The sequence below is a fragment of the Capilliphycus salinus ALCB114379 genome (assembly GCF_047276495.1).
Lineage (GTDB): Bacteria > Cyanobacteriota > Cyanobacteriia > Cyanobacteriales > Microcoleaceae > Capilliphycus > Capilliphycus salinus.
The window spans coordinates 1412551-1438954 of the sequence record NZ_CP178543.1; the positions used below are offsets into that span (position 1 = coordinate 1412551).

26 protein-coding genes are annotated in these 26404 nt (G+C 41.9%); 4 read left to right on the plus strand and 22 right to left on the minus strand.

The annotated features are described in order from the left end of the window. Positions 1–67 precede the first annotated feature (67 nt). The 3 genes from ACL6C3_RS05790 (at position 68) to ACL6C3_RS05800 (ending at position 1885) form a co-directional block, all read left to right on the plus strand. Positions 68–1144, plus strand: coding sequence for an SGNH/GDSL hydrolase family protein (locus ACL6C3_RS05790; protein WP_413166122.1), 1077 nt, complete (start codon positions 68–70; stop codon positions 1142–1144). Positions 1145–1211: 67 nt separating this feature from the next. After that, a complete protein-coding gene (locus ACL6C3_RS05795) occupies positions 1212–1454 on the plus strand; it encodes a hypothetical protein (RefSeq protein ID WP_413166124.1) in 243 nt (80 codons plus the stop codon). Further along, positions 1442–1885, plus strand: a complete 444-nt coding sequence (locus tag ACL6C3_RS05800; protein WP_413166125.1) for a type II toxin-antitoxin system VapC family toxin — start codon at positions 1442–1444, stop codon at positions 1883–1885. The genes ACL6C3_RS05795 and ACL6C3_RS05800 overlap by 13 nt, the downstream gene beginning before the upstream one ends. Positions 1886–1919: 34 nt before the next feature. Here the strand turns inward: ACL6C3_RS05800 and ACL6C3_RS05805 are convergent, their stop codons facing one another. The 18 genes from ACL6C3_RS05805 to ACL6C3_RS05890 form a co-directional block, all read right to left on the minus strand. Continuing rightward, complete coding sequence (locus ACL6C3_RS05805; protein ID WP_413166127.1) at positions 1920–2393, minus strand: sensor histidine kinase; 474 nt, start codon at positions 2391–2393, stop codon at positions 1920–1922. After that, on the minus strand, positions 2368–3111 hold the full coding sequence (locus ACL6C3_RS05810) for an RsbRD N-terminal domain-containing protein (protein WP_413166129.1): 744 nt from the start codon (positions 3109–3111) through the stop codon (positions 2368–2370). Before ACL6C3_RS05810 ends, ACL6C3_RS05805 begins: the two co-directional genes overlap by 26 nt. Positions 3112–3234: 123 nt before the next feature. Then, a complete protein-coding gene (locus tag ACL6C3_RS05815; RefSeq protein ID WP_413166131.1) occupies positions 3235–4572 on the minus strand; it encodes a hypothetical protein in 1338 nt (445 codons plus the stop codon). 40 nt (positions 4573–4612) lie between these two features. Further along, positions 4613–5962 carry a hypothetical protein gene (locus ACL6C3_RS05820; RefSeq protein WP_413166132.1) on the minus strand — a complete coding sequence of 450 codons (1350 nt, stop codon included), beginning with the start codon at positions 5960–5962 and terminating at the stop codon, positions 4613–4615. A 5-nt stretch (positions 5963–5967) separates the two neighbouring features. Next, positions 5968–7221: an SGNH/GDSL hydrolase family protein gene (locus tag ACL6C3_RS05825; protein WP_413166134.1), complete on the minus strand. Its 1254-nt coding sequence runs from the start codon at positions 7219–7221 to the stop codon at positions 5968–5970. Continuing rightward, on the minus strand, positions 7200–8408 hold the full coding sequence (locus tag ACL6C3_RS05830; protein WP_413166136.1) for an SGNH/GDSL hydrolase family protein: 1209 nt from the start codon (positions 8406–8408) through the stop codon (positions 7200–7202). Before ACL6C3_RS05830 ends, ACL6C3_RS05825 begins: the two co-directional genes overlap by 22 nt. Before the next feature lie 108 nt (positions 8409–8516). Then, entirely contained in the window at positions 8517–8681 is a 165-nt protein-coding gene (locus tag ACL6C3_RS05835) for a DUF5989 family protein (protein ID WP_009782541.1), read from the minus strand. Then, positions 8681–9091 carry an SxtJ family membrane protein gene (locus tag ACL6C3_RS05840; protein ID WP_413166137.1) on the minus strand — a complete coding sequence of 137 codons (411 nt, stop codon included), beginning with the start codon at positions 9089–9091 and terminating at the stop codon, positions 8681–8683. The genes ACL6C3_RS05835 and ACL6C3_RS05840 overlap by 1 nt, the downstream gene beginning before the upstream one ends. Positions 9092–9357: 266 nt before the next feature. Next, a complete protein-coding gene (locus ACL6C3_RS05845) occupies positions 9358–11310 on the minus strand; it encodes a carbamoyltransferase (RefSeq protein ID WP_413166139.1) in 1953 nt (650 codons plus the stop codon). A gap of 141 nt (positions 11311–11451) precedes the next feature. Further along, positions 11452–11643, minus strand: a complete 192-nt coding sequence (locus ACL6C3_RS05850; protein WP_413166141.1) for a hypothetical protein — start codon at positions 11641–11643, stop codon at positions 11452–11454. 88 nt (positions 11644–11731) lie between these two features. Further along, complete coding sequence (locus ACL6C3_RS05855) at positions 11732–12367, minus strand: HEAT repeat domain-containing protein (RefSeq protein WP_413166143.1); 636 nt, start codon at positions 12365–12367, stop codon at positions 11732–11734. A 159-nt stretch (positions 12368–12526) separates the two neighbouring features. Further along, positions 12527–13354 (minus strand): HEAT repeat domain-containing protein, encoded by an 828-nt coding sequence (locus ACL6C3_RS05860; protein WP_413166145.1) that lies wholly within the window; start codon positions 13352–13354, stop codon positions 12527–12529. A gap of 6 nt (positions 13355–13360) precedes the next feature. Continuing rightward, positions 13361–13702, minus strand: a complete 342-nt coding sequence (locus ACL6C3_RS05865; RefSeq protein ID WP_413166147.1) for a phycobilisome linker polypeptide — start codon at positions 13700–13702, stop codon at positions 13361–13363. 116 nt (positions 13703–13818) lie between these two features. Then, positions 13819–14685 (minus strand): phycobilisome rod-core linker polypeptide, encoded by an 867-nt coding sequence (locus tag ACL6C3_RS05870; RefSeq protein WP_413166148.1) that lies wholly within the window; start codon positions 14683–14685, stop codon positions 13819–13821. A gap of 260 nt (positions 14686–14945) precedes the next feature. Next, positions 14946–15434: a phycocyanin subunit alpha gene (cpcA, locus tag ACL6C3_RS05875; RefSeq protein WP_413166149.1), complete on the minus strand. Its 489-nt coding sequence runs from the start codon at positions 15432–15434 to the stop codon at positions 14946–14948. 105 nt (positions 15435–15539) lie between these two features. Beyond that, on the minus strand, positions 15540–16058 hold the full coding sequence (locus ACL6C3_RS05880; protein WP_413166151.1) for a phycocyanin subunit beta: 519 nt from the start codon (positions 16056–16058) through the stop codon (positions 15540–15542). A gap of 659 nt (positions 16059–16717) precedes the next feature. Continuing rightward, positions 16718–17743, minus strand: a complete 1026-nt coding sequence (locus ACL6C3_RS05885) for an ABC transporter permease (RefSeq protein WP_413166153.1) — start codon at positions 17741–17743, stop codon at positions 16718–16720. Between the two features lie 781 nt (positions 17744–18524). After that, positions 18525–18851, minus strand: coding sequence for a hypothetical protein (locus ACL6C3_RS05890; RefSeq protein ID WP_413166155.1), 327 nt, complete (start codon positions 18849–18851; stop codon positions 18525–18527). Positions 18852–20966: 2115 nt separating this feature from the next. On the opposite strand from ACL6C3_RS05890, the gene ACL6C3_RS05895 reads away from it, so the two are divergent. Further along, positions 20967–21944, plus strand: coding sequence for a hypothetical protein (locus tag ACL6C3_RS05895; protein ID WP_413166157.1), 978 nt, complete (start codon positions 20967–20969; stop codon positions 21942–21944). 1623 nt (positions 21945–23567) lie between these two features. Here ACL6C3_RS05895 and ACL6C3_RS05900 read toward each other — a convergent pair. The 4 genes from ACL6C3_RS05900 to ACL6C3_RS05915 form a co-directional block, all read right to left on the minus strand. After that, positions 23568–23912, minus strand: coding sequence for a hypothetical protein (locus tag ACL6C3_RS05900; protein ID WP_413166158.1), 345 nt, complete (start codon positions 23910–23912; stop codon positions 23568–23570). Positions 23913–24130: 218 nt separating this feature from the next. Then, a complete protein-coding gene (locus ACL6C3_RS05905) occupies positions 24131–24736 on the minus strand; it encodes a molybdenum cofactor guanylyltransferase (RefSeq protein WP_413166160.1) in 606 nt (201 codons plus the stop codon). 43 nt (positions 24737–24779) lie between these two features. After that, a complete protein-coding gene (locus ACL6C3_RS05910) occupies positions 24780–25292 on the minus strand; it encodes a hypothetical protein (protein ID WP_413166161.1) in 513 nt (170 codons plus the stop codon). Then, positions 25282–26355, minus strand: coding sequence for an anthranilate phosphoribosyltransferase family protein (locus tag ACL6C3_RS05915; RefSeq protein ID WP_413166163.1), 1074 nt, complete (start codon positions 26353–26355; stop codon positions 25282–25284). Before ACL6C3_RS05915 ends, ACL6C3_RS05910 begins: the two co-directional genes overlap by 11 nt. Positions 26356–26404: the final 49 nt, after the last annotated feature.

Consider the following 26404-nt stretch of genomic DNA (forward strand, 5'->3'; position numbering starts at 1 on the left):
TTTAGCGCATTATTTTAGGGCTAAAGCAACGACTACGAACATAATTTTTACTAAAAATTAGAATAAAATGCTAAAACTCAAAAAAGTTAAATCCTTCTTTCTCCAAACCTTAATCATCACCGCTATCACGTTAATTTTATCAGAAATTACCTTCAGAATTTACCACAAAATCAACCCTACGTTCCTCTTTACAGACCGTTCCTACAACCGTTGGCGAGGAAAACCCAACTCTCAAGATTTTGACTTTACGTTAAATTCTAAAGGTTTTAAAGATGTAGAATTTACAACCGAAAAACCCGAGGGCGTTTATCGAATGATCGCAATTGGGGATTCTTTCAGCTTTGGAATTGTTCCCTACCAATACAATTATCTCACATTGTTAGAAGAAAAACTCAATCAAAACAATCAACAAATTGAACTGATTAACATGGGAATTCCGGGAATGGGTCCAAAAGATTATCTTTCTTTGTTAATCAATGAAGGGTTAGAAGTTCAACCGGATATGGTGTTACTTTCCTTTTATATTGGCAACGATTTTATGGATAATCAATTCAAAGCAAAAGAACGAAGATGGGATAAATCCTATGTGATTTCTTTTGTGCGATCGCTAATTAAACTTCAAACCCAATATGAAGGATTAATTTTCAATCCCAGTAATAGTTTAACATACGTTGACGGCGCACCCACCCACACCGATGAATTTTACTTAAATGATACCAAAAATAAAAGCAATATGTTCGTTAAAAATCCAGCCGATGATATCTTTGAGGGATATGTAAAAGATGCGGTGAATGATATTATCAAAATTCAGGAAATCTGCGACTATCGCAATATTAAGTTAGTCGTGGTGATTATTCCCGATGAAGTTCAAGTCGATCAAAACTTGCAGGCTAAAATTATCGAAATGTTTGATTTTGACGAGCCGGATAAGTTAGATTTCCGACTCCCCAACCGAATGTTACAGGAAACCTTTCAAAAAAACAATATTGAATACATTGATTTGATGGATGAATTTATCGCCGCTTCTCGTCAAACCCGACTCTACAAACCCAACGATACCCATTGGAATATTGCGGGAAATAAATTAGCAGCAGAAGTGTTATCGAAAAAGCTGTTAGAAAAAGATTCAAATCTGTCACAATAGTTTTGTTATAATTGAAGCAGAATTTAAGCTGTATCGTAGATTATCGCTTGAAACTTGAGGAAAAAAGATGCAATCAGCATTTCATACAAAAGTTAAAGTTTTACCGGGAAACAAAATAGAAATTCAACATTCAGAACTTCCCGTTGATGAGACGGTTGACGTGTTTGTTGTTGTCCCCGAGAAATCTTCTTCTAAACGGAGTAAAATTGTAGAATTGATTGAACATATTCGCAGTCATCGTTCCTCAACCTCCTCTGCTGAAGAAATTGATCAATATATTCGGGAGGAAAGAGAGTCATGGGACAGCTAAATATTCCCTCTTTGAGTCTGGTTTATGTTGACACTGCTGTAATAATTTACACGGTAGAAAGTAACCCGAATTATTGGACACTTTTACAACCGCTATGGTTAAAATTTCAGAGGGGAGAGATTGAAATAATCACCAGCGAACTAACTTTAATGGAAGTGCTTGTTCGCCCTTTCAGAATGAATGATATGAATTTAGTAGCGGACTATGAAGAACTACTTTTATCGACAGGAATTGAACTGATTCCAGTTAATTTAGACATCCTGAGAGAAGCCGCACGTTTGCGATCGCAAAGCAATTTAAAAACTCCCGATGCCATTCACGCTGCCTCTCATTTTACCACAAATTGCAACCTTTTCCTCACCAACGATAAAGGATTTCGCACCCTACAAAATTTATCGGTTGTTGTGTTGAGTGAAGTTTTAGCACAATAAAGATTGTATATTCCCTCAAATATAATTAGCCATTTTATTTAATAAAAGGCAATTTAATTGTAAAAACTGACCCTTCTCCTAAAGTAGACTCCAAGTCTATTTCACCTTGAAATAATTTCACAATTCGGCTAACAATTGCCAGTCCTAAACCCACACTTTCCAAGGGGTATTCCGCCGGGTAAACTTGAAAGTAGGATTCAAAAATATTGGCTTTATTGTCCTCAGAAATTCCAACTCCCGTATCTGCAACCACAATCGACCATTCTTGTTGATTAAGTTGCTGACAGATTACTTTAATATTTCCCTTATTTGTGTATTTAATAGCATTACTCACTAAGTTATTAACAAGTTGTTGAATGCGTAAAGGATCGGTAATAACTTGTAGCGGAGCCAGTTTAATATCTAGAAAAATTTCAAGTTGTTTGGCTTCGGCTTGGGGTTGTAATCCTTCTTCTAGGAGTTCTTGAATCAGTGAACCAACATTAATTCTTTCTAAGTTTAGTTGCATACCGCCTTGATCGTAGCGAGAGATTTCTAAGGGCATCATTAATAATTTTCAGAAGCTGTCGTCCATTGCGAAGTACCCGTTCAATATGATCGAGGTTAACTGCTGTGGCTTTATCTTGAGACTTTAAGCGTTTTTGTTGTTCTCGAATTAATAAATCAGAATAACCAATGATTGAATTTAGCGGGGTTTTAAGTTCGTGAGCGAGATAGGCTAGATTATCTTTTTGAACTTGAACGAGGCGGGTTAACTCCTGATTGGTTAATGTTAATTGGCTTTGCATTTGTTTGAGTTCATTTAGCCTTGCGTCAATATAACTCTCCAAACTATTCGCAATAATTTTATCTAAAACATTATCTAGAATTTTGATCGCTTCCAGTACCTCATCAACGGAACCCGTGCGGAAATCCGGATGTAAAACATCTAAAATAATCATTCTTAAAATTCGGTATTCTCGCACAATTTCGGCGGCATCATATCCCTGTTCGGCGCGTACAAAGCCGTGTTCAAAACTCTTTTCTTCTAGCTGATCGCAATCGGGAGAGTGTTGTCGCGAAAGTAGCCTTCCCACTTCGGCAAGAACCTCGGGTAGACTATTTTTTACCGCATTATACGCAAGCTCTTTCGCACTATTTATTTCTCCATCTCGATGAACAGCTTCAACCCATTGCTCAACAATCAGTTCTAACTGTTTTGATAAACTTTGCCCAAGATCATTCATCTCAAATTATCGAACTATTTTAAGATTCTTTTCAATTTTAACACAAAATTTTAACACCCAGATAAAAGATAACTGTGACTATCTCTTAACTTCATTTGCACTTCAGATTATTTGATAAGTTTATCACTTTTTGGTGTTTTCTTCAAGGGGTTTACCCGTCAACGTCTCCACAATGGAACGCCCGATATAATTTGAAAACACCTCATCTCCTTTGGCGTTGTAGTGACAGCAGTTATCCCCATAAACGGGTTCGGCTACATCATCAAAAATACTCACCGCATTAAAAATATTCACATTATTGGCTTTCAAATCATCAATTCGTTCCAACAGCAAAGGATAGCCAATTTTCACGCCTTTTTCGTAGGGACTCGCCTCACTCAAGGCAATTTTCTTTTCCGCTTCGCTAAATTTTCGATTCGTTTTCCAATATTGATTCGGTTGAAAAAAGTGAAAATAGGGAATATTATTAGCCGTTGCGACTTGGTGCATTAAAATCGACGTTTTCGCCCAATAATCCGCCACCTGTTCAAAAAATACTGCATCGGGTAAAACACTATCCTGACTATAAAAGAAAATCACACTTTCTTGGTTCTGATCTAGGGGTTTATTTCTGTATCTCTCAAATCTTTGTAGGTTTTCTCGATAGTTTTTCACCAAAGTTTGAACGTAAACCGACTTCACCGCATAACAAGACGCAAGTTTACAGTCTTGTAGGCTTTCAATACTATCGCCCAACTGTTCTTTATTATCTTTAATTTCTAATAGGGTTCTTAAAGCTTTGTTGGATAAACTGTTATTCGCCAGTCCGGTTAAAGGTTCGATATGAGCGGGACTTGGCATGGCAAAATCTAGCTGGCGTTGATTGTTAAGATTGGAAAGGGCGACTTCGTTAAACCCGTCAATATTAATAATTAAATCAAATTTCTGACCCCTCGCCAACATATAGTTTAATATTAACAATTGTTGGGGTTGTTTGTATCCGCCAATAGCAAAGGATAAGAGAATAATTTCCTTGTCTTTGTATTCAGGAATTTGTCGGAATATTTGTTCTAACACTTTGTTATTGACTTCATAAATTGAATAGTTAGAAGCCACCGAACCGCCAAAAACTCCGACAATGAGTTGATTATCACTCGTTTTTACAAAAGGATAATCGTAGGGAGTAATAAACCCGTAATTATTATACTTGAAACCGGGTCGGAAATCAGGCCCCGGTTTTTGTACGAACCCAAAGAAAGGATGTAAACGTTCAACAATTGACTCTCCTCCAACTCGCACCCCTTCTAAATTAATCCCCAAATCTCGATAATCTTCTGATTTTTCTCGGGTATAAAAAAACTGTTGATTTCTAATAAAGTAAAACCCCAAAGAACCCAGTTCAAGAAATACAAATAAAAGCGCCAGGTTAATTACAGTCAGCTTCAGTCCTTCTTTGATAAATTTAAGGTTTAATTTTTTCATGGTTTATCCGGTTTTGAGGGAATGATTAAAGATAAAACAGTTAGTTGAGATTGTTCGAGGAATTCAAATTTTTTAGAATAGATTGAGCGACATAATCAGTTAGGATATCCTGTCCGAGTTGGTTGTAATGACAACAACTATCTCGATAAACGGTTTCGGAAGTCTCATCTAATATTTTAACAGCATTAAATAGATTTATACCATATTTTTGCATTTTTTCAACTTGATAAATCAACAGGGGATAACCGTTTTTTGCAGCTTGGCGATAGGGACTCTCTCGAATGATTCTCTTTTCTTCCGATGAAAAAATACGTTGAGTTGGGTAATGTTGGTTGGGTTGAATAAAATGAAAATAGGGAATCTGACGCATGGAAAGTAAATGAGACATCATCAAAGAAGATTCTACCCAATTATTTACCGCTTGATTAATCGCAACTTTATCTTCTAATACTTCCGATTTTTTAGGGATGGAAATTAAGCTATTTTCCTTGTTACTTGCTGTTGACTGTTTTCTGATTTGTTGTCGATCAAAGGCTGAAACTTGCTGTTGATAGTTTTGAGATAAATGTTGTTTGATTATCAAGTTTTTTGCGTAACATAAACCAAAATTACATTGATTGATTTTGGGGTTAATTTGTGATAACTTTTCTTGGGTTTTCATCATCTCTCCTAGAGAAATAATAGCCGATAAATCCCCATTAACTAAACTGATTAACGGTTGAAAATGCTGAAAACTCGGCAGGGTTACATCTAGTTTCGCCTGATTATTGAAAGGAGAAAGTGCAATTTCGTTAAACCCATCAATATTAATCACCAAATCAAACTCTTGACCAATAGATAAAAAATAGCTTAAAATCAACAGTTGTTGGGGTTGTTTGTATCCGCCATTGGCAAAGTTTAGAACGATAATTTCTTTATTTTCAAACTGGGGTAAAGATTTTATTTTCTGAATTAAAGTTCGGGGATGAGAAGGGTCAATGGTTTCATTTACACTAAAATCACTCGCCACCGAACCGCCAAAAATCCCGATAATAATTTGATTGGAATGAGTTTTAATATAAGGATAATCATAAGGCGAGAAAAAACCATAATTATTCACTTTTAACCCGGAAAGTTCGTGGCTATAGACTCCCGGTTTCAGAACATAGCCAAAGAAGGGATGAAAGCGAACAATAATCGATTCATTCTTTGATTGATTTTGAGATAATTCTGTAAAGCTTAAGGATTCTTTTGGTAGAATGTATTGACGTTGAAAATAAATAATTCGCTTTTCTGTAAACAAGACAAACAAAAAGAATACCGCTTCCGTTCCAATTAACACAAGAATTAAGTTAACCAAACCAATCGTTAGCAAGGGCTTAATTTGTTTTTTCAAGGGTAATTTTATCATAAAATCTAGGGTGTTTGTGTGGGCTTTTTCACCTGTTGCTGAGAGGTAATTCGCTGACAAATTTGATTCGCCATCAACTCAGCAGCGACTCGATTTCCTTCTCGGTTCCAATGACCTTCACAGGGTAACGCATTCTCAAACCCATGTAAACATTCCCCCGTTCCTTCTGCTACTTTTTGCAGGGGTTCAGCGAGTCTATATACCGTAAATCCTTCTCGTTCACCCAAAGCTTGAATGCGTTTATCGGGGTAAAATAAATCTTCAATATCGTATTTTTCCATAAACTCTTGGCGTGTTTGAACTAGAGGATGAACTTGATAGGAATCGCTGATCGCAAAAACCATAAAATCAACCCCTTTTTCTTGAACTTCATCCCGAATTAACGTAATTAATCCCTCGGTAATCTTCCAAGCTTCTTCCCAATTTTCATCGGGAGGTTCTTTATAGAAATTGATATTCGTTTGTTCGTAGTCTCGTTCAAACTGACGCTGTTTGGCTTGGGCTTCCGCCTGTCTAAATAATTGTAAAATTCGCGAACTTTCCAACAACCAACGGGGTAAATAATCCACCCTAGTAGTTGAATAATAATCCCGTTCGAGTTGGGTCATATTTTTAAACGAATCATCGATCACCCATTCCCCATTTTCCAACGTAAAATAGGGACGAAAATGATCGTGTTCTAGGGGTTTATAATTATTGCGGATATCATTACCCGGATAAAAACCTAATAATACTAAATCCGGGGAAAATTGCCAAACATGATGGCGTAACGTCATCAATTCTTGGGCGGTACCGTAACCCTGAACGCCAAAATTTAACACCTCAACATTTTTCCCTTTCAACGGCGAACATTCGGCTAATTCTTGTTCCATAATCGCCGCAGCGGTATATTCTAAAGGAACATGAATCGCCTCAACAAATGAGTCCCCTAAAAATGCAATTCGATAGGTATTTTCAGGCTTATTAACCGTTCGTTCTTTATCGCGCATTCCGCTACTATTCATCTGAACTCCGGTTCTTTCCCCTTCACCCGCCCAAACCGTTACCGCATTCGCACGGGGCGCCCAACCTCGGTAAGGATCATCAACCCGATAGGCGAGGGTTTCTGACTCGGGATCTGGGGGTAATGGTGCCTCAATTCCGGCGACTCGCAAACCGATTTCACCGATAAGAATTGCAAAGATAAAACTTCCACAAACTAACGCCAAATTAACCGCCAAAGGTTTGAGTTTCTTGATCATTTTTTCACCTGTTGACATAACTGATTTGCGATTAATTTTCCGGCGAATTCATGTCCGTCTGGGTTCCAATGTCCCGCACAAGGAACGGCGGCTTCAAACCCATGTAAACAGACGTTATTTTCTTCTGAATAGCTTTGAAAGGGTTCGGCTAAATTCAACACCGGAAAACCAACGCGATCGCCCAACGCTTTGAGTCGTTTATCGGGATAAAAGAAATCTTCTATTTTAGCAGTCTTCATAAAAGATTGACGAAACGCAGGATTCGGATGAACTTGCATCGGATCGCCGATAGTAACCAACAAAAACTGAGCATTTTTTTCTTGAACTTCTTGATTCATAATTGTGATTAAATCTTCCGTAATGTTCCAAGCTTCTTCCCAAACCGGATCGGTGGGTTCTCGAAAGTTTTTAGCGTTGAGTTTGTTTAAATGCTGAAGTAAATTTTTCTGCTTTAAATCTCGTTCGGCTTTTTTAGCAACTTGTAAAATTCTCGAACGATTGACCAACCCACTCGGTAGCCGATCTACCATTGTAATCCAATAGCGATCGCTATGTTCGAGAGATAACTTTCTAAAAGAATAATCGGGAACTAACTCACCATTTTTATACACAAAAAAGGGCCGATAATGATTGCTTTCCAATTGGGCTGAATTATCAATAATATCATTGCCAATAAAAAACGAAAGAATCACAATATCTGGATGATAATCCCAAACCTTTTCGCGCAACATTAACAATTCTTGGGCGGTACCGTAACCATCCACCCCAAAATTCATCACTTCTATTTTTTTATCTTTTAAATCTGCACAATTTTGTAATTCTTTTTCGAGAACTGAACTATAATTTTCTTCAACTGCAACCTGAACCGCCAAGGTAAAAGAATCGCCTAAAACCGCAATTCTTACCGCATCTTTTGGCTTATTTTTTGAATAAATCTGATCTCGCAACCCGTCAATATTAATCTCAATATAAGCCTCTCCTTCCTGTCGCCACCAACCCTCAGCCCCCGGTCGATTTACCCAACCCAAATCAGGATGAGACGTGGTATAAAAAGAAGGGGAAAAGTTCCCATGACCGGGTTGAGGTAGCTTTTTTAAGCCCTCAATTTCCGCCAAACGCAGACCAATTTCTCCTATGAATACGCCAAATAAAACACTTCCCAGTGTTAAACCCAGATTCAATATCCAAGTCTTGCGTTTACCCATTCTCGTCTACTTCTCTTCCAAAAAATAAAGCGGTGTAGAGACATGAAATTACACATCTCTACATACGAACTTGCTTTTTTATCGCTGCCGTTTTCAATGGGTTTACGTTTAAAATAACGTATAAATAAACGGAGCAATTGCAGAACCTTGAGAAAGAACAATCAGCGCCCCCAACAAAACCAAAGTAATAATTAGAGGCAATAACCAATATTTTTTGCGTTCTTTCATAAACGCCCACAAGTCTTTTAAAAAGTCTAATGTGGCTTCAAACATCAGAAAGGACGCTCCATACTTTCACGATTTCTAACTGTACTTCCAACCCGATAAGTTGAAAGATTGGGGTTTAATTCCCGCTGCATAGCATCGCTGCCGAAAATTCGTTTAATTAATGCCATCGGTGTCATCATAGCGTAAAAAACCGCCCCGAGAATAATCCTGGTATTAATCCAGCCTAACACCAAACCAACCCGCATCCAACCGTAATAAATCGGATTAAGCGTACCGGGAATAATCAACGCCCAAACCGCCAAAATTGACCCCAAAATCCAGGGCCAAACCGGAGGGGGCCAGTGTCGAAATACGAGGGGAAGCACGAACCCAAACAACCCCGCAAATATGGCGCCTGTTGTGAGTCCGAATTCTCGTAAACCTTTTTTATCAAGTTTGGGAATTTCGTGATCCATTGTTTGTTTATTAAGTCTAAAAAACTAAGCTGAAATTGTCTCATTAAGCCCCTTTTTTATCCCCCCTAGCCCCCCTTTGATCCCTCCGCCTACGGCACCTCCCTATGATCCCCCCTTGTCCCCCCTTAAAAAGGGGGGTGGGGAGGCGGGGGGGGGAAAAGAAGGGGAAATTCTTGAAAGTCCCCCTTTTTACCCCCATTATTGGGGGTCACGGGGGCGGGGGATTTAGGGGGATTCTTAACAAGGGGGATTTAGGGGGTTTCAAATTAATCTAACTCAAACTCTTGTTTCCAAGACTCATCTTTTTCCCAAGGTGTTTGGTCAGATTTTGCCAGCAAGAAATTTTCTAACACTAAATAATCCATTTCGGTTCGCATAAAACAGCGGTAAGCATCTTCCGGGGTGCAAACAATTGGCTCGCCCCGAACGTTAAAGGAAGTATTGACAATTACACCACATCCCGTGCGTTTTTCAAAGTGGGAAATGAGATTATGATAGCGGGGATTTGTTTCTTGATGAACCGTTTGTACCCGTGCGGAATAATCTACATGAGTAATTGCGGGAATTTCTGAGCGGGGAATTTTCAGTTTATCAATACCAAATAATTCTTGTTGTTCGGCGGTCATCGGAATGCGAAGATTTTCTTTCACCGGCGCCACCAACAACATATAAGGACTGGCGGAATTCATCTCAAAATAATCGGAAACTCGTTCGGCTAAAACAGACGGTGCAAACGGTCGAAAAGATTCCCGATATTTAATCTTTAAATTCATCACCGACTGCATTTTAGCATTGCGAGGATCGCCAATAATTGAACGTCCGCCCAACGCTCGCGGCCCAAATTCCATCCGACCTTGAAACCAGCCGACAACGTTACCATCATCGAGAATTTCCGCCAAACGGGGCATTAATTGAGCGTCTTCTAACCGCACATAAACCGCATTAATAGAATCGAGGTAAAGTTGGATTTCCTCATCGCTAAATTTCGGCCCCAAATAAGCCCCTCTCATTTTATCTTGGGGAGCGCTAACTGTTTTTATTTTTGATTCTAATTTCGGTTCTAACGTGGCAATGGTTGAACTTTGAACAGGAGGAGTTTCTACGGTTTTCCCCACTTCTGCCAACACTTTTTCGGGTTCAACAATTCGGGGTTGTTCGTGATATTGATACCACACCGCCAAAGCCGCCCCCAACGCCCCGCCCGCGTCTCCGGCTGCCGGTTGAATCCAAATGTCTTTAAACGGCCCCTCGCGCAAAATACGGCCGTTGGCGACGCAATTTAACGCCACTCCTCCAGCCATACAAAGATAATCAACATTGAGTTCTTTTTGAACGGTTCTTGATAAACGCAAGACCACTTCTTCGGTGACAACTTGTATCGAAGCGGCGATATCCATTTCCCGTTGGGTGAGTTTGGTTTCCGGTTTGCGGGGCGGCCCTTCAAACAGTTGGTCGAACTTTTTATTGGTCATGGTTAAGCCGACGGTGTAGTTGAAATAATCCATATTCAACCGGAAAGTCCCATCGTCTTTTAAATCAATTAAATGGGTGAGAATTTTATCAACATATTTGGGCTGACCGTAAGGCGCCAATCCCATCAATTTGTACTCGCCCGAATTAACTTTAAATCCGGTATAATAAGTAAAGGCAGAATACAACAAACCCAAGGAATGGGGAAAGTCTATTTCCCACTGCGGAGTTAGGGTATTTCCTTCGCCCAACCAGACGGTTGTTGTTGCCCATTCTCCCACGCCATCGAGACACAAAACGGCCGCTTTTTCAAAGGGACTGGGAAAATAAGCCGAAGCCGCGTGAGACTGATGATGTTCGGAAAACATCAATTTTGGCAATTTCGCCCGTTTAACGCCGAGTAATTTTGAGAATTCTTTTTTTAATATGGTTTTCAGGTAAAGTTTTTCTTTTAACCAAATCGGCATCGCCGTCATAAACGAACGAAACCCATTGGGGGCGTAGCTGAGATAAGTTTCGAGAAGTCGTTCAAATTTGACCAGGGGCTTGTCGTAGAAAACGATATGATCGAGATCGAGAAGGGTGATATTGGCTTGTTGTAAACAGTAGCGGATCGCGTGTTCGGGAAAGCGAGCATCGTGCTTTTTTCGGGAAAATCGTTCTTCTTGGGCGGCGGCGATAATCTCTCCATCTCGGACCAAAGCGGCCGCGCTATCGTGATAATAGGCTGAAATTCCCAGTATGTACATAAATTCATCTCCTCACAAATTGCGCTATCCAAAACTTGGGCGATCGCGGGGTGCGCTGACACTGCCGATCAAAAATATCTTCAGATTATACCAATGACGGCCCGAGTCTGACGGAAGATTCCGAAAAAAGGGATCAATTGTTTAAATGTGTCTCTCTATACGGTTTTTCGCGGATGATTGACTTTGAGTTGCGAGTTTACCACTGACGGTTTCGTGAGGTCCGGTGGGTTCGGTTTCAACTAATTCTCCGTCAGCGAGTTCATAGCCTGGATTATCTCGATATTCAGCGAGAAATCTTTCAAAAGTTAGGAGTTTCTGGACGGTATAAGCCATTGAAAACCTCTTGCAAAACTCAAAGTCAAACCGATTTTATTTTTTAGTTTTTATTTGTTAGTTTATCGCAGAAACAACAGGTGTGAGGTTAGGTTAATACTAACTTTTCTTGGGCTAACTTTGCTCTGGCTTGAACCGCCAAAGTTTCATCTTTTTTTATAATTTCTTCGAGACGATTAATAATTTTATTAAACCCTTGAGACTGTTCAGTTTTCATCTCGTTTGCCAACCCCTGTAAGCCCACAATTGCCGAATATCGCACGATCCATTCCGGGTCTTCGCTGGCTTGAAATAAGGTATTCATGGCTTGAATTTGAGCCTCTAGAACCCGGGTTTTTGGGTTCATTTTTTCCCAATGAATGGTTCCCAAACCTCTGGCCGCCGCCCGCCGAACACTGAGGGCAAAATCGCTCCCCGCCGCTTCTAATAATACGTTAAAACCGCGCGGATCGCCTATCGAAGATAAGGCTCGAATTGCCCAAGCCCTCGCCCCATAATTATAACCATCCAACTGTTCGAGCAAGGGTAGAACGGCCGGTTCTCCGATGGCAATTAATCCTTCAACGGCGGCAACGGCCGCACCCGGATTATTGTAACCGAGAACGGTAATTAAAGTGGAAATCGCTTCGGGTGAGTGAGCTTCTGCGAGCATTCTCACCGCTTCTAATAAGCTGTCAGCGGAGTCCGCCTGTTCAACTGCACGAATCAATTCTGAAGTGGTCATTTTCCCTGATTTTCGCCCAAAAATTAAGAGTTAGGAATTAGGAATTAGGAGTTGAGAGTTGGGGGAAGTTAACCCAGTTTGGAGCGGGTTTACGTCTATTTTTTCTGGGAAAACATACATTTGGCAGGACCCGCCCTTTTGCTCCGATTCTCCCCCATACTATAATAAAGAATCCATTAGATTCATCACTTCGATGGCTTCTGAAGACAGAGAAATCGAATCAGTTTGTTTAAGATGATGTTCTAAAATACCCTGTAAGGCGATTAATTTTAAACTATTTTCGGCTAAGGTTTCAGAAATCGGTTTTGCGGCTTTCAAATAACCAATAGCGCCCAGATCCATTAATACCGTTCGTCTGAGTTGTAACTCATTGCTGTCGAGAACTTGGGTTAACCGTTCTGCGTAGGCGCTATTTCCGGTTAATTGATACAGCGATCGCATTGCCGCACAGCGGACCCGTCCGACGGGATGTTCGGTAAAAGGCTCAATCTTAGAAACCGCTGCGGTGGCGCCAATGGTTCCCAAGGCCTCAATCACCGCATCGTAGGGCTGTACCAAATGGGGTTTTCCCGGCACTTGTTGGGCCGCTTCTAGGCCGCCATCGAGGAATTTGACCAGAGCGGGAATACACTGGGGGTCTGCCAACATTTCCAAAGCTTGAGCGGCGGCTTCCCGCACGTAATAATCGGAACAGTCCAAACATTCAATTAAAGCCGGAACCGCGCGTTTATCGTCCAATTTTCCCAACGCTCTGGCGGCATTGCGACGCAGGGGATAACCGCCATCTTCGGTGCGATCGGATTTATCTTGTAAAGCAACTAATAAAGCATCAACCGCTTCCGGTTCACCAACCCGAAACCGTCCCAACCACCAAGCAGCATAGTAACGGCGACCCAATTCTTCGTGTTGAAGATTTGCGATCGCCTGTTCGACGGTCAAACTCTCTGGAGGTTGACTGAAGTTGTTAAGCTGTTCTGAAGCCGTCATTGAAATTTACTCTTGGGTATCGGAATCATCAGCGCCCACTGATTTGGGCTTACCTTCCCCGTCCAAAATTTGATTGACAGCGGTCGCTTGCATTTTGGCTTCGCTGCTGCCATCAACCGTCAGGGGTTCAATACTGAGGATTTTACCACCCATGCGGTTGATCCGCTTCATTTGTTCGCTCATCCGGTTGTAGGGAACCGTGATGTAAGTTTTGCGGGTGCTGCGGATGCGATAGCTGATGCGATCGGGGTTAACATTTTGACCCATCGCTTCTACTTCTATGCGATACATCCGGCTACCGTTATCGCTGAGGGCGGTTCTACCCGTTGATGTACTTTGACCAAACATGGCTGCTCAATTGCTCCTGTTGTCTGTAGATACTGATTGAAAAATTCACTTTTTCACCAAAGTGATGGCAAGCTTGATTGCTCAAATGCTTACCACCTCATGTTGATCTCGAGAGTTTAGGTTTCGCGAACGCTGACAATCTTGGCGCCACTGCGAAGAATTTGTTGCATCCGAGAAGATAGTTCTTCGTAGGGAACTAAATAAGCCTTATTCGAGCGACGAACGTTATTATCCCGTATAGAAGAACCAATGCGGTTGGTGACTTCTACCCGATAAACCCGTTGCTGACGATTTCCCAGTCCCCCAAAGGATTTTTGGGGTGCATCCATTTTTGATTTGCCTGCAATTGGTGAAGATTGAGGAATCGTACTGGCTTGGTTGCGAGCCACTTCTTTAAACAGGCGGCCATTTTTGCTTCCGGCTTGACCGCGATCGTTGTTGGCGTAACCGCGATACAATTGGAACATCCGGCTAAAGCCTACGGTTCTCGATCCGGGCAACACTTGGAAGCCGACGTAGTAAGGAACGATGTTGTCGCCGAATTTATTTTCGTATTCTTCGCTCTCGAAGTAATAGTTAATTTCGGCATCGTAGCCTTTATCTTCGACCAAACGGGTGTGGAATGCCAGTTCTTCTTCATCGTGGGGAGGACGTCCCAACAGATGTTTGAAGTTCAGTTCTACAAAACGTTGGTTGTTATTGGGATAGAAAAATTTCTTCTTGTATAACTCAGAAAGGGCAACGGCACGGACAAAATCACGAACCGTTAAATTTCCTTGTCTGAGTAAAGATTCTGCTGAAGTCAAACGTTCCGCTTTCATGATATACTCGTTGCCGAGTACCTGTCTGTAGGTGGCACGAAAAATCGCTTGCAGATCGCTTTCTGTCCAATCTGGACGCAATTCTACTTTGGTACCATCAAACGCATCCAAGCCTAAACGTCCCGCAGCTTGTAAATTGGCGGGGACTAATAATGTTGTCATAGCTACCTCCGGGACACACGACAAATAGAATCCCGTATTTTTCAATTAATTTTTTTCAAAGAAAAATACTGGGAAAAACTCAGAACTGCTTGGGTTGTTTTAGATCAAACAGCCGAGAACAGCAAAAAGATTTTAAAAGTTGCTGATGTTATTGCTGCTTTCTATCTAATAATAAGATGCCTGGAGCGTTAAATAACTGCTAACTCAACCAATTGCCGTTAGCTAACAGCTATCTATCGTTCCAGGCAACAAACCGCTGACTAGCTCAGAGCGTTAATTGCGTAGTCGATGTAGGAATTCGCTTCTACTGCCGGATCGCCGCTCAAACCATGATTGGCTTTGATGTACTTGAGAGCTTCGATGTACCAGCTAGGAGACAGTTCAAAAGTCCGGTTGATTTCATCGATACCAGCAATCAGGTACTCATCCATCGGACCGGTACCGCCTGCGATTAAGCAGTAAGTCACCATCCGCAGGTAGTAACCGATGTCACGAGCGCACTTATCTTTACCGCGTTGGTCAGCCGCGTAGTTCGGCCCTTGCATTTGAGTGGTGTAGGGGAACTTGGAATAAACGGCTTGAGCAGCACCGTTGATTAAGCTATCAGCTTTGGAAGTCAAAGCTTTAGCCGCTTCCAAACCGGCTTGGGCTTGGCGGAAACGTCCGAAAGCAACTTGAATTTCAGTGCTGCTCAGGAAACGACCCTGAGAATCTGCGGTGGTGACAGCTTCGGTTAAAGGAGTCTTCATGCTTTTAATCTCTTCTGGTTAGGTGTACAGAGTTTTTGAATGAGTGCGAGCCATACAAATGCGACTTGAGCGCAGTTGGTCAGAATCGGTTCTAAAGGCAGAATTTTAGCCAACTGCTGCCGCAGCACGATCAAAGTAGCTAGCGATTTCAGATTGCAGAGCGTTGCAGTCGCCTTGGGTAATACCGCTGGGGTCCATAACGATTGCTAAAGCCGCTTCTTTCATTTTTTGAACGCCTACTGCAACGGAAGCACCCGGAGTACCCAGAGCTTGGTAGGTTTCACGCAGACCATTCAGGCAGCGATCGTCGAGAACGCTAGGATCACCTGCAAAGATTGCATAGGTAACATAGCGGAGGATGATTTCCATATCGCGCAAGCAGGCGGCCATCCGGCGGCTAGTGTAAGCATTTCCACCGGGTTGGATCAATTGAGGCTGTTCGGAGAACAAAGAACGAGCAGCGTTAGCAACAATGCTGGAAGCGTTGCTGGTGATGCGGTTAACAGAATCAAGACGCTTGTTGCCGTCTGCAACCATTTGGCTGAGAGCGTCGATTTGAGAGGTGCTTAACATTTCACCCCGTGCGTCTGCTTGAGATACTACCTTAGTGAAGGCGTCAAACATGGATTCAATCTCCTACTCGATTGGTTTGAGTTTACTTTCGGTTCTCTTTTTTGAGATTTCCAAATCTTTGCCAACTTTATAGTCGTTGGATAAAGACTGGAGACAACAACCCGTTATTAATGGGATTGTCATTATCCTCTGGGGTTGCGATCGCGATTTTCCAGTTGCCCGGTTTCTCACGATCTTCACCTTGAGAATCTTAGAAAATTTTACACGGTTTATGAGAGAAATTTAAACTTTCTTAATGAACAGACGTTGGGTTGATTAATCTTTAGTCTGTGATTGTTCTCCCTCAGGTATCAGTTATACAATGGAGTCCGCCCGGGTTGCATTAAAAATTATTAACGCTATCCCCGGTAAATATTACGAAGTATTAAAAAATTTGTCCAAGAGCCGCTAATCCTGTTAGGATTTTCAGACTTTTGCCGTTTTAGGAGTTGAGGAGATACAGTGACCAGTGACCCTCCGGGAACGTCCGTTGCTAAGATTGCAAACTTTGCTCTATGCGCGAAGTTCCTACAACGGGGGGAACCCCCGCAACGGACTTCGCGCTCTCGACTATTCCGCGTGGGTCCGCACTGCCTCACCAGTGACCAGTGACCAGTGGTAAGTGATAACTGATAACTGATAACTGATAACTGCCTTTTCCCTTTCCCCTATTAATATCGAATCCGGGGATCGACGTAAGCGTTCAAAATATCAATACCAATACTGGCGATCGCCACAATACCGGCAAAAAACACGACAATTCCCTGAACAGTGGGATAATCTCGCAGGGTAATCGCTTCGTAAAGCCGATTCGCCAGTCCCGGCCAGGAAAACGTCACCTCGGTCAAAATTGCCCCGCCCAACAAGGCTGCCAAGGTCAACCCCAACACGGTAATCACGGGAATCAAAGCATTTTTTAGCGCATGAGCGATCAAAATCCGTTTTTCGGGAATTCCTCGCGCCCTCGCCGCTTCCACATAGTCGGCTTGCAAGGTTTGACGCAAATTCACCCGGACGATCCGCTCAAAAATGCCACTGAGCAACAACCCCAAAGTCAAACAAGGCAAACACAGATAGTACAGCGCGGTCAAAAACTGCCCGATATTAGCCGTTAACAAACTATCGAGGGTATACAGCCCGGTCAACTGCAAAGGCGGAGTCATGCTGACCGGGAAACGAGTCCCCAGAGGAAACCAGCCCAACTGCACCGCAAACACAAGCTGAAAGACCATCCCCGCCCAAAATGCGGGTACTGAATAAGTAATTATACCAAACAAGCGCCCGACGGTATCCCAAATGGTATTGGGACGAGAAGCGGACATCGCCCCGACACTCACCCCGATCGCCAAAGCTACCAACAGACTGAATACCCCCAATTCCACCGTCGCCGGAAAATAGTCCCAGATAATTTCCCAAACCGACTGTCCGCGACTGGTCAGGGATGTTCCCAAGTCAAATTGGAGTAAATCTCCCATGTAGTCGAGATATTGTTGGACCAAAGACCCATCTAGCCCCAATTGCGATCGCAGTGCTTCTTTGGCAGCGGCCGGAGCGCGGGGGCCGAGTATGGCATCGACCGGATCGCCGGGAGTTGCTCTGAGTAACAAAAATACGACGGTTGTAATGGTCCACAGCATTAACGGGGCTAACAGCAACCGAATCAAGACGTAATATTGCAGCGCTTTAGAACGAGACATGACACCTCATACAGTCACCAGTCACTCATTACCAGTCACCAGTTTTTACAGTTATCAGTTAACAGTAAACTGTGACCCGTTTTTACAGTTTCTTTTTTAATACATAAATTGTCTATTTTGTCAAGATGAAGATTTGGGGGTTGGGCTTGGGCTTTGAAAATTCGTGCGTCGGGGTTTTAATTTTTTGGTCAGAAAATCCTGATATTTCACGAGATAATCGGGGTTTTAGGCTTTGTTTTGACGTGTAGACAGAGTAACCCCTTGGGTGGTGTTTTTTATAGCCTACCAGAACCCCTATATTTTCGTCAACTTTTTAGGAAATTTTCTCAATAAAAATTCCAATTTTTTCGATAAAATTTTGATTTTCCAAAGGATTGGCGGTTTTTAATTAGATAAACTTATGGTTTTGGGTGGGACAGTCGGGGTTGATGGCTGTGGGTTAAAGTCTATTTTGATTATCTAATTTAATAGTGGAGGAAAATTAGCTTGATATCGGTTGTTTGTACTATCAGCTTCCAAAGCAAATTTTATTTTTTTGACTTCCTTTTGCTGTGAAATCGGGAGAATTGGGCTTTTTTAAAGCTTGTCACCCCGTTAGCAGATCGGGTCTACATCAAGAAATAGGAAATTATCTGAATTGTTCTCGAATATCAATCAATCACCCGAATGGCAATTCTATCCAATTAAGGGTTTTAAATGCTTTGAATGACTGGTGTTTCGAGTTTAATCTCAATCATAATTTCCCCTTCAACAATCAATCTAATATCAACCTAAATTAGACCTATATTGCGTCCTGGCGTAACAAATTGAGTTCTTCTACTAACGCAGGGAGATTGGCTTTTGCTTCCCGATTCAATGCCGTTCTGCTATTAACCCACTCGATAATTAATTCTTGTTCTTGCTGTTCGTCCCCTTCATCCATTGCCATAAACCGATAAAAGTAGGGAATATCAAACTCAAGATAGTGACTAATGATATCGTAGGGGGCAACTGTCCAATCAATCTGCCAAACCTGTTTGGTTAGAGAGACAATAACTCGGTTGACAGGGTTATCTTGGTATTTGGCGATCGCAGCGTCGAGGGATGCGATCAATTTGTCCTTATCCATAGAAATCTCCACAAGGATTACTCTTTTTGTTTATAACCGATTAAGCTTCCCTTTTCGATATCAAAGTGTTACAAGCTTTATCATTCTCGCAAACAATCTCCAAAAATCTCAATAACCAACCGGATAGTAATTTTGTGGATAATTTGTGGATAATTTCTTCGGGTTATCTTTTAGGGGAATTTTCAAATTTAACGGACTACTATCGGCTACAAGTTTTACAAATCTGTTCGGCTAATATAAACCGGGTATTTCTTCCTATATATATATGTCGGCACGGATTCCCATTCTTTAAGAGTAGGTCAAGTCCGGGGATTTGTCAAGGGAAAATCTCGGCAATTTGGCGAATTTTTTTGAGAAATATTGAGAGAAATAACTGGTCGGTCAAAAGTGAAGCGATCTTGGTAAATAAGGGAACAGTTCAATAATGGATAATGGATAATGGATAATGGATAATGGATAATGGATAAGGAGAGGTCTTAAACCTGATTAATTAATGAGCAATTATCAATTGTCAATTATCCATTGATAATAGTCGAGAGTCGGGGAAAAAGTGATCGCTGAAAATTGAAAACACGGTTTCGGAGGCGATATGCTTTCTTGAGGTTTGACCGATATTTTTTTAGAGAAGCTGCGCGATCGCCGAATTGATCTTCTTTGCGGATGGTGGGTTAGTTCTTTTGCTGAATAACTGCCCCCCACAGATAGAATTTCTATCTCTCGAATCGCGATCGCTTATTTGTGAGTTGAAATTCTATATATATATGTCGGCACGGATTCCCATTCTTTAAGAGTAGGTCAAGTCCGGGGATTTGTCAAGGGAAAATCTCGGCAATTTGGCGAATTTTTTTGAGAAATATTGAGAGAAATAACTGGTCGGTCAAAAGTGAAGCGATCTTGGTAAATAAGGGAACAGTTCAATAATGGATAATGGATAATGGATAATGGATAAGGAGAGGTCTTAAACCTGATTAATTAATGAGCAATTATCAATTGTCAATTATCCATTGATAATAGTCGAGAGTCGGGGAAAAAGTGATCGCTGAAAATTGAAAACACGGTTTCGGAGGCGATATGCTTTCTTGAGGTTTGACCGATATTTTTTTTAGAGAAGCTGCGCGATCGCCGAATTGATCTTCTTTGCGGATGGTGGGTTAGTTCTTTTGCTGAATAACTGCCCCCCACAGATAGAATTTCTATCTCTCGAATCGCGATCGCTTATTTGTGAGTTGAAATTCTATATATATATGTCGGCACGGATTCCCATTCTTTAAGAGTAGGTCAAGTTCGGGGATTTGTCAAGGGAAAATCTCGGCAATTTTGGGATTTTTTTTTAATGTGGAATTGGGGATAATTTTTACGGGTCAAGAATCTTTTTTTATGGGTAAAAATATTCTTCGCAAGCTTCCCAGTTGTCCGTGTCGGTTGTATGGCGGGTAAAAATAAGCGGATGATTGGGGAAGTAAAGAATAGAGGAGTTCTTAGAAGTCGTGAGGCAGAAAATTTTAGGGTTGAGGCAAGATCTGATCTGGCAAGAGGTGCTTGTTGTAATCTTGCAATAGAAAAGATCGCAACTATTTTCTGGCTTAAGGAAACGCTATCGGCTAAAAAGCGGTATAAAAGGTTTGAAATTATCGTAATTCGGGTTTATATATAAGTGTTGTTTCTGAGAGAGGCACTTTTGCGCTGTTGCAATCATGGAAACGGAGAAATTGGAGAAAGATTTGAAGTGCTACTTTGATAAGCGGATTCGGTCTAACAAGACAAACTTATAAAAGTGTAGATGAGTACATCTATATTATGACGTTAGAAATGTTTGAGTTGAAGATTAAGGGTTAATGGGAACGGGGTGACGCAGAATTTAGGGAGGACGAAAGGTGTAGTTGTCGATCTTCTAAGTAACCGTTTTGAACCGAACTCAAACGAGCGAACCGGATTAATTCTCTCGGGCCGTTTATTTGGGGAGGTTGTGGGTGATTGTTTGAAAAATAAAACAACTCAAACCTCAAAATAATCGAGATTAAAATTTTAAAAGTTTTGACAATTATGACTTGCCTATCGGTTTTTAATTTGTTATAGTCTCGGGATATAAATTGCAGACAATAAGGGGGATGTTTGATGTCTGTTTGTTTTGCTCAAAATGTTGTTTTAGGATTTGCAACGAACTTGGTTAATGAACGAGTTGAGATTTTTGCTAAAACCCTGCGCCAGGTTTATTCTCCTGCCGAATGTGATTTGGTTATCTACACCAATCAGGTCGATGATCAACTGGGGGATCTGGCTGAAAAATACTCAATCCAGTTTATCTATACTCCAAGTCAATATTCCTACCGCATGGGAAAAGTTGCCAAATTTTTCAGCCGCTTCTTGATTCAGCTAGGGTTCGTTTTAGCCAGATCAACCCGCAATATCGCCTTGGTTGAAAACCTTTTCTCTGGCGTTTATCCTCTGCTGATTGAACTTTGGCATCATCCTCATTTTGTTCGGTGGCTTTGTTACCAAAGCTTTCTCAAAACCCATAAAAGTTATCAAAAGGTTTTTCTTTCTGATGTGAAGGATGTGGCATTTCAATCGCCTTTTTTTGAAAGCTTGGGTTCCGACAATATCCATTTTTACGATATGGGGATCTTTTATGGCGATCCCACCTACAAAGAAGCTCAAGTCGATACGGATTGGTATCGGGAGGCTTATGGCTTAAAAGCTTTGAAAAAAGTACAGGGTCAACCGATTTTAAATATTGGTACGGTTTTGGGGGATTTTCGAGGAATTGAATTGTTTGTTGATTTAATCTGTGAGGAAATTCTCAAGCGGCCTTTCGGAAGAATTGAGCAAGTGATTCTCAATAATTTATACTATACTTCTAATGCTTTTAGCTCGGTCATCGCTCAAGCTCAACAGAATGTAGACAGTAGTGTTCTCACGCTGATTAGTCCGGTTCAAGAACAGATTACTGTCACGGATAAGGGAATATTGAATCCCAATCGTCAACTCATACCTGTTGTTCATATGTACAATCGCTATGGTCTTACAATGGATTTCTTTTCTCAGGTTTTAGGGCATGAAATTGCCCGTCAAGGTCTGGTCAAAAATCTTTGAAAGTAAGCTTTTAAGCCAACCTGCCGTGCTTTTTCAAATTCAGTGCCAACTCCGAATCGCGACTTAGCCGCCGGTTGTGGTATGATTGATTTGCTAATGTACGGCACTATTGTCGGCTAATAGTAACTCTGGAGTTCCGGGTCGTTCAATAATTGATAATTAATAATGGATAATGGATAATTACCTCGATCCTTTATGTATAGGATTGATAGAGAGGAAATAATTTTTCTTTTTTCTCCTTGAAAGGAGAGGTCTTCAACCTCATTAATTAATGATCAATTATCAATTGTCAATTCTCCATTGATCAAAGACCTCAACAGGCTTGGTAAAACTAACCTGTAAGTCCTGCAAGCCGATTTATACACGGCGACCGACCGGGCTAAACCGATTAGTCTGAACCCACAGGCTTAAATGACTTGGGTGCTGCCCAGGTAAAAGTTCCTGGTAGTCGGTGAGGATGCCACCTCTGCTCTACTCGCCAGATGAGAAAAGCGGATCTTCTACTGCCAAGCAATCAATCCCTCGTTGGGTTCACTCAGGCTGGTGCCAAAATTCTTCGGGGTGATTGCTCGATTTATAGATTGGCTGAGTTTTCACCGATTTTTTTAGTGAATCTACGCGATCGCCAAATTGATCTTCTTCCCGGATGGTGGGTTAGTTCTATTGCTGAATAACTGCCCCCCACAGATAGAAACCCAAAATATAATTTCTATCTGTCTGCTGGCGATCGCTCATTTGTCAGTTGAAATTCTTTATATATATGTCGGCACAGATTCCCATGATTTAACAATAGGTCAAGTCGGGGGATTTGTCAAGGGGAAAGGCGATCAATCTGATTGCTCGATTTATAGATTGGCTGAGTTTTCACCGATTTTTTTAGTGAATCTACGCGATCGCCAAATTGATCTTCTTCCCAGGTGGCGGGTTAGTTCTTTTGCTGAACATTTATCCCCAAAGATAGAAACTAGATATATAAATTCTATCTATTTAGTGGCGATCGCTCATTTGTCAGTTGAAATTCTTTATATATATGTCGGCACAGATTCCCATGATTTAACATTAGGTCAAGTCGGGGGATTTGTCAAGGGAAAATCGGGGAATTTTCGGGAATTTTTTTTGAGAAATATCGATATAAATAGGTAGTTGGTCAAAAGTGAAGCGATCTTGGCAGATCAGGGAAAAGGTAATAGTCGGGAGTCGGGGAAAAAGTGATCGCTGAAAATTGAAAACATGGGTGAGGAGGTGATATGGTTTCCTGAGTTTTGACCGATATTTTTTTTAGAGAAGCTGCGCGATCGCCGAATCTATCTTCTTCCCGGATGGCGGGTTGATTGTTTGGCTGAATAACTGTCCCCCTGAGATAGAAATTCTATTGATAAGAGGCGATCGCGAGCGTTCTGTGTTGAAATTTCTATATATATGTCGGCACAGATTCCCATGATTTAAGAATAGGTCAAGTCGGGGGATTTGTCAAGGGGAAATCGGGGAAATTTTGGGAATTTTTTAATGTTGGGAAGGGAAAAAAGCGATCGCCGTTGAAGAAAGGTTCTAGATCGGGGAGGGTTTACAAAGGTTATAGATGAGAGAGGAACCCGCCCTAGAAAACTATTCTGTTTTCAAGGATTAAGAGTCATTGAGGAGGGATTCAAAAGTTGTTCGCAGGGACTTAATATCCCCAACCCGAGCAACTAACAAACTATCGCGACCGGCATCTTCTAGACGAGACTTCCAATATTGAATGCTATCGGAATTATTCACCCAAAAGCCTATCACACTATCAACCACCTCATCGATATTCCAATTTTTTTGTTGAGAAACGGTTTCCACCGAGGAAAGAAAGGTATCAAGTTTGCATTGATGATGTCCCAAATATTCAACATCATTCAATGATTTTTCCTTAAGTTCTTGTTGTTGGTAAAAAAAGGATAAAATAGGAGAAATGCCAACCAGGTCGAATGCGTATTTCATCCGGTAACTCCAAACTTGTTTTTTAAAATTATTTATAGTAGATGATAATATCGAGTTTAGCCGATTTCAATCCGTCAAATGGTTGACAATCTTGACTCTAGTTTACTCCGGCCAATCCGAAAGTCCGAAAAATTGAGGGTTTGGGATTTTAGGGGTTTTAAAAATAAAGAAAAAATTAAAAGTATTCAAACGGATGGGCTAATTTTTTTAGTTTGAGTTTAGGTTTGCGACTCCGGTTTTAACTCCTGTAAATCTTGAGGAGTATTACAGTTAAACAGCATGGGTTTCGTTGTCGGTTCCAGCTTAAGCGGATGAACCGGAACTTGAGACAACCAAGTTTGAAACGAACGTCCTCCCTGTTGAAGAAACGCCTGTAAAGCCGTCAAAGCGCTGCGGCGATAAAATCCACATAAGGGTTCCCAACCGGACTCTTGACGGGGAACAACCGCCAAAGTAGACTGAGAAACATCAGTTAATTGACTCATCCAATCTTGCAAAATTTCCGGTTGTAGCTGAGGTAAATCGCAAGCCAAAAGCAACACCCACTCTGCATCAATTTGAGTCAATCCGTCTGTTAAAGCCATTAATGGACCTTGACCAACAGGAGAAGACTCCGGTAAAAATTGCACCGATTCTGAGACAATATCCCGATACCGTTCCGGCCAGGAGGTTAACACATAAACCGATGAACAACAGCAAACTGCAACCTGACAAACCCGGGTTAAAAACGGTTTTCCTTCCCACTCAATCAGGGCTTTATCCCGACCCATGCGGGAACTTTTTCCCCCGGCTAAAATCAAAGCAGCAATTGCAGAATCAGACATGGTTTAATGTGTAACAATCAAATTCGACACCGACCAAAAACCATCAAACCGTCTTCGTGTGAGAAGCCCAACTGGTAAACAACCCGCCACCGACTCCAAGCAAAGTTAATCCCCAGATATAAGCGGACCACCGATAATCTTCATCAATTTCCAGAACCGTATTTTCTGGATTATCAACAAAGTCGTTAATTTCGGCAACCATATCTTGAGCGTAGTGGTGATCGAGACGGTAAAACGGGAGAAAAACCCGACCATTTTCGGTCAATAGTGCCACATAAAAAGCACTATAATCCGAGTCAGCCAAATCCTCAATATTCTTCTTGATGATTTGGGCGCCTTGCAAACTCTTAATCGGAATTTCGGTCGAAGTTGTACCCAATAAACCCGATTCTTCGAGATCGCATTTTCCGAGGGCTTGTTCAGTCCGTTCACAAGTTAAATTAACGGTACTAACAAAACCAATCATCATCAATCCCGGCACAACCGAAAGACTTAATAAACCCAAGGAAAGAATCGGAATTTTCTTGAGCTTTTTGAGGAGTTTTTTAGGAAGCATGATTCTCCTTTGATGAACCCTGAACAGCTAGACGAAGGGTTTCCAGTTTGTCAGCAACGCCATCAATCAATAATTGTTTGGCGGTCGATAAACCGGATTCCAAATCGGAACACACTCCACACTGCCACAGGTAAAATCCCCCATTCCAAACTGCCGCTTGCATCAATTCGCAGGCTTTCCCCTCCAAAACCGCCTGCATATCGGCCAGCAATTGAGTAGAACTTTCCAGAGAAACTTCTTTTCCGCCAAACCCGTAATCACTCGGATGCAATAACAACCGTTCGATATCGGAATCTTCAGATTGATCCGAAACTCGATGCACGCCAATAATACAAGTGCGATCGCGAGGCAAATCACAACTGCCCTCTAACCCTTTAACGGTAATAAACCGAGTCGTTCCCCGCCATTTAAACGTTTCCCGAAATAAGACTTCGGTGGGAGGATGAACGTATCCGCAGGCGAGAGTCGCCACCCCCGCATAGGGACACCACATCAATTCCATCGTTGCCAGAGGGGGACGTTTGCCAATTTCCCGACGGTAGGGAACCAAAGATGCTGCTTCGGGAAAATGACGGGAAAGATAGACAAACCCCAAACCGGTGGTTTCGAGAACCGATTGAACCTGTTCGAGGGTGAGCGCTGTCCAGTCTACCCCCAAACCCTGCCAAATTTCAATCAGGGGAATCCCTTCTTTGGTCGGCATGGTATCCCCCCCGTGCAGTATCACCGGAACGCCTGCGGTTGCCAAAATTAACGCGGTTAGCGGTGCAACCGGAGCGGTACGGGAGCGCCCATCGTAGGGACAATTCAAGAGTAGGGGAGGGGTGGGGAGGGGTTGGAGTTTTGGGGCCAACTCGTCGCAGCCATCGAGCATTCCGGCTAATTCTTCGCCTGTGGGCCGTTTGATGCGGTGGGCGATTAAAAAGGCGCCAATTTGTGCAGGAGTGGCTTCCTGTAATAGCATCATTTTCATCGCATCTGCGGCTTCGGTGCGATTGAGATTTTCGCCGGTATGGGGGCCGCTGCCAATTTTACGAAGTAGGTCTCGAAAGCGATCGCTCATTACACCAAGTTAGAGGTTAAAACAACAAGGAAGTTCCCACCGATATCGG

What these genes read in the sequence shown, in the direction of transcription:
- ACL6C3_RS05790 (WP_413166122.1), top strand. Translation starts at nt 68, where the DNA reads ATGCTAAAACTCAAAAAAGTTAAATCCTTCTTTCTCCAAACCTTAATC.
- ACL6C3_RS05795 (WP_413166124.1), top strand. Translation starts at nt 1,212, where the DNA reads ATGCAATCAGCATTTCATACAAAAGTTAAAGTTTTACCGGGAAACAAA.
- ACL6C3_RS05800 (WP_413166125.1), top strand. Translation starts at nt 1,442, where the DNA reads ATGGGACAGCTAAATATTCCCTCTTTGAGTCTGGTTTATGTTGACACT.
- ACL6C3_RS05805 (WP_413166127.1), bottom strand. Translation starts at nt 2,393, where the DNA reads ATGCAACTAAACTTAGAAAGAATTAATGTTGGTTCACTGATTCAAGAA.
- ACL6C3_RS05810 (WP_413166129.1), bottom strand. Translation starts at nt 3,111, where the DNA reads ATGAATGATCTTGGGCAAAGTTTATCAAAACAGTTAGAACTGATTGTT.
- ACL6C3_RS05815 (WP_413166131.1), bottom strand. Translation starts at nt 4,572, where the DNA reads ATGAAAAAATTAAACCTTAAATTTATCAAAGAAGGACTGAAGCTGACT.
- ACL6C3_RS05820 (WP_413166132.1), bottom strand. Translation starts at nt 5,962, where the DNA reads ATGATAAAATTACCCTTGAAAAAACAAATTAAGCCCTTGCTAACGATT.
- ACL6C3_RS05825 (WP_413166134.1), bottom strand. Translation starts at nt 7,221, where the DNA reads ATGTCAACAGGTGAAAAAATGATCAAGAAACTCAAACCTTTGGCGGTT.
- ACL6C3_RS05830 (WP_413166136.1), bottom strand. Translation starts at nt 8,408, where the DNA reads ATGGGTAAACGCAAGACTTGGATATTGAATCTGGGTTTAACACTGGGA.
- ACL6C3_RS05835 (WP_009782541.1), bottom strand. Translation starts at nt 8,681, where the DNA reads ATGTTTGAAGCCACATTAGACTTTTTAAAAGACTTGTGGGCGTTTATG.
- ACL6C3_RS05840 (WP_413166137.1), bottom strand. Translation starts at nt 9,091, where the DNA reads ATGGATCACGAAATTCCCAAACTTGATAAAAAAGGTTTACGAGAATTC.
- ACL6C3_RS05845 (WP_413166139.1), bottom strand. Translation starts at nt 11,310, where the DNA reads ATGTACATACTGGGAATTTCAGCCTATTATCACGATAGCGCGGCCGCT.
- ACL6C3_RS05850 (WP_413166141.1), bottom strand. Translation starts at nt 11,643, where the DNA reads ATGGCTTATACCGTCCAGAAACTCCTAACTTTTGAAAGATTTCTCGCT.
- ACL6C3_RS05855 (WP_413166143.1), bottom strand. Translation starts at nt 12,367, where the DNA reads ATGACCACTTCAGAATTGATTCGTGCAGTTGAACAGGCGGACTCCGCT.
- ACL6C3_RS05860 (WP_413166145.1), bottom strand. Translation starts at nt 13,354, where the DNA reads ATGACGGCTTCAGAACAGCTTAACAACTTCAGTCAACCTCCAGAGAGT.
- ACL6C3_RS05865 (WP_413166147.1), bottom strand. Translation starts at nt 13,702, where the DNA reads ATGTTTGGTCAAAGTACATCAACGGGTAGAACCGCCCTCAGCGATAAC.
- ACL6C3_RS05870 (WP_413166148.1), bottom strand. Translation starts at nt 14,685, where the DNA reads ATGACAACATTATTAGTCCCCGCCAATTTACAAGCTGCGGGACGTTTA.
- cpcA (WP_413166149.1), bottom strand. Translation starts at nt 15,434, where the DNA reads ATGAAGACTCCTTTAACCGAAGCTGTCACCACCGCAGATTCTCAGGGT.
- ACL6C3_RS05880 (WP_413166151.1), bottom strand. Translation starts at nt 16,058, where the DNA reads ATGTTTGACGCCTTCACTAAGGTAGTATCTCAAGCAGACGCACGGGGT.
- ACL6C3_RS05885 (WP_413166153.1), bottom strand. Translation starts at nt 17,743, where the DNA reads ATGTCTCGTTCTAAAGCGCTGCAATATTACGTCTTGATTCGGTTGCTG.
- ACL6C3_RS05890 (WP_413166155.1), bottom strand. Translation starts at nt 18,851, where the DNA reads ATGGATAAGGACAAATTGATCGCATCCCTCGACGCTGCGATCGCCAAA.
- ACL6C3_RS05895 (WP_413166157.1), top strand. Translation starts at nt 20,967, where the DNA reads ATGTCTGTTTGTTTTGCTCAAAATGTTGTTTTAGGATTTGCAACGAAC.
- ACL6C3_RS05900 (WP_413166158.1), bottom strand. Translation starts at nt 23,912, where the DNA reads ATGAAATACGCATTCGACCTGGTTGGCATTTCTCCTATTTTATCCTTT.
- ACL6C3_RS05905 (WP_413166160.1), bottom strand. Translation starts at nt 24,736, where the DNA reads ATGTCTGATTCTGCAATTGCTGCTTTGATTTTAGCCGGGGGAAAAAGT.
- ACL6C3_RS05910 (WP_413166161.1), bottom strand. Translation starts at nt 25,292, where the DNA reads ATGCTTCCTAAAAAACTCCTCAAAAAGCTCAAGAAAATTCCGATTCTT.
- ACL6C3_RS05915 (WP_413166163.1), bottom strand. Translation starts at nt 26,355, where the DNA reads ATGAGCGATCGCTTTCGAGACCTACTTCGTAAAATTGGCAGCGGCCCC.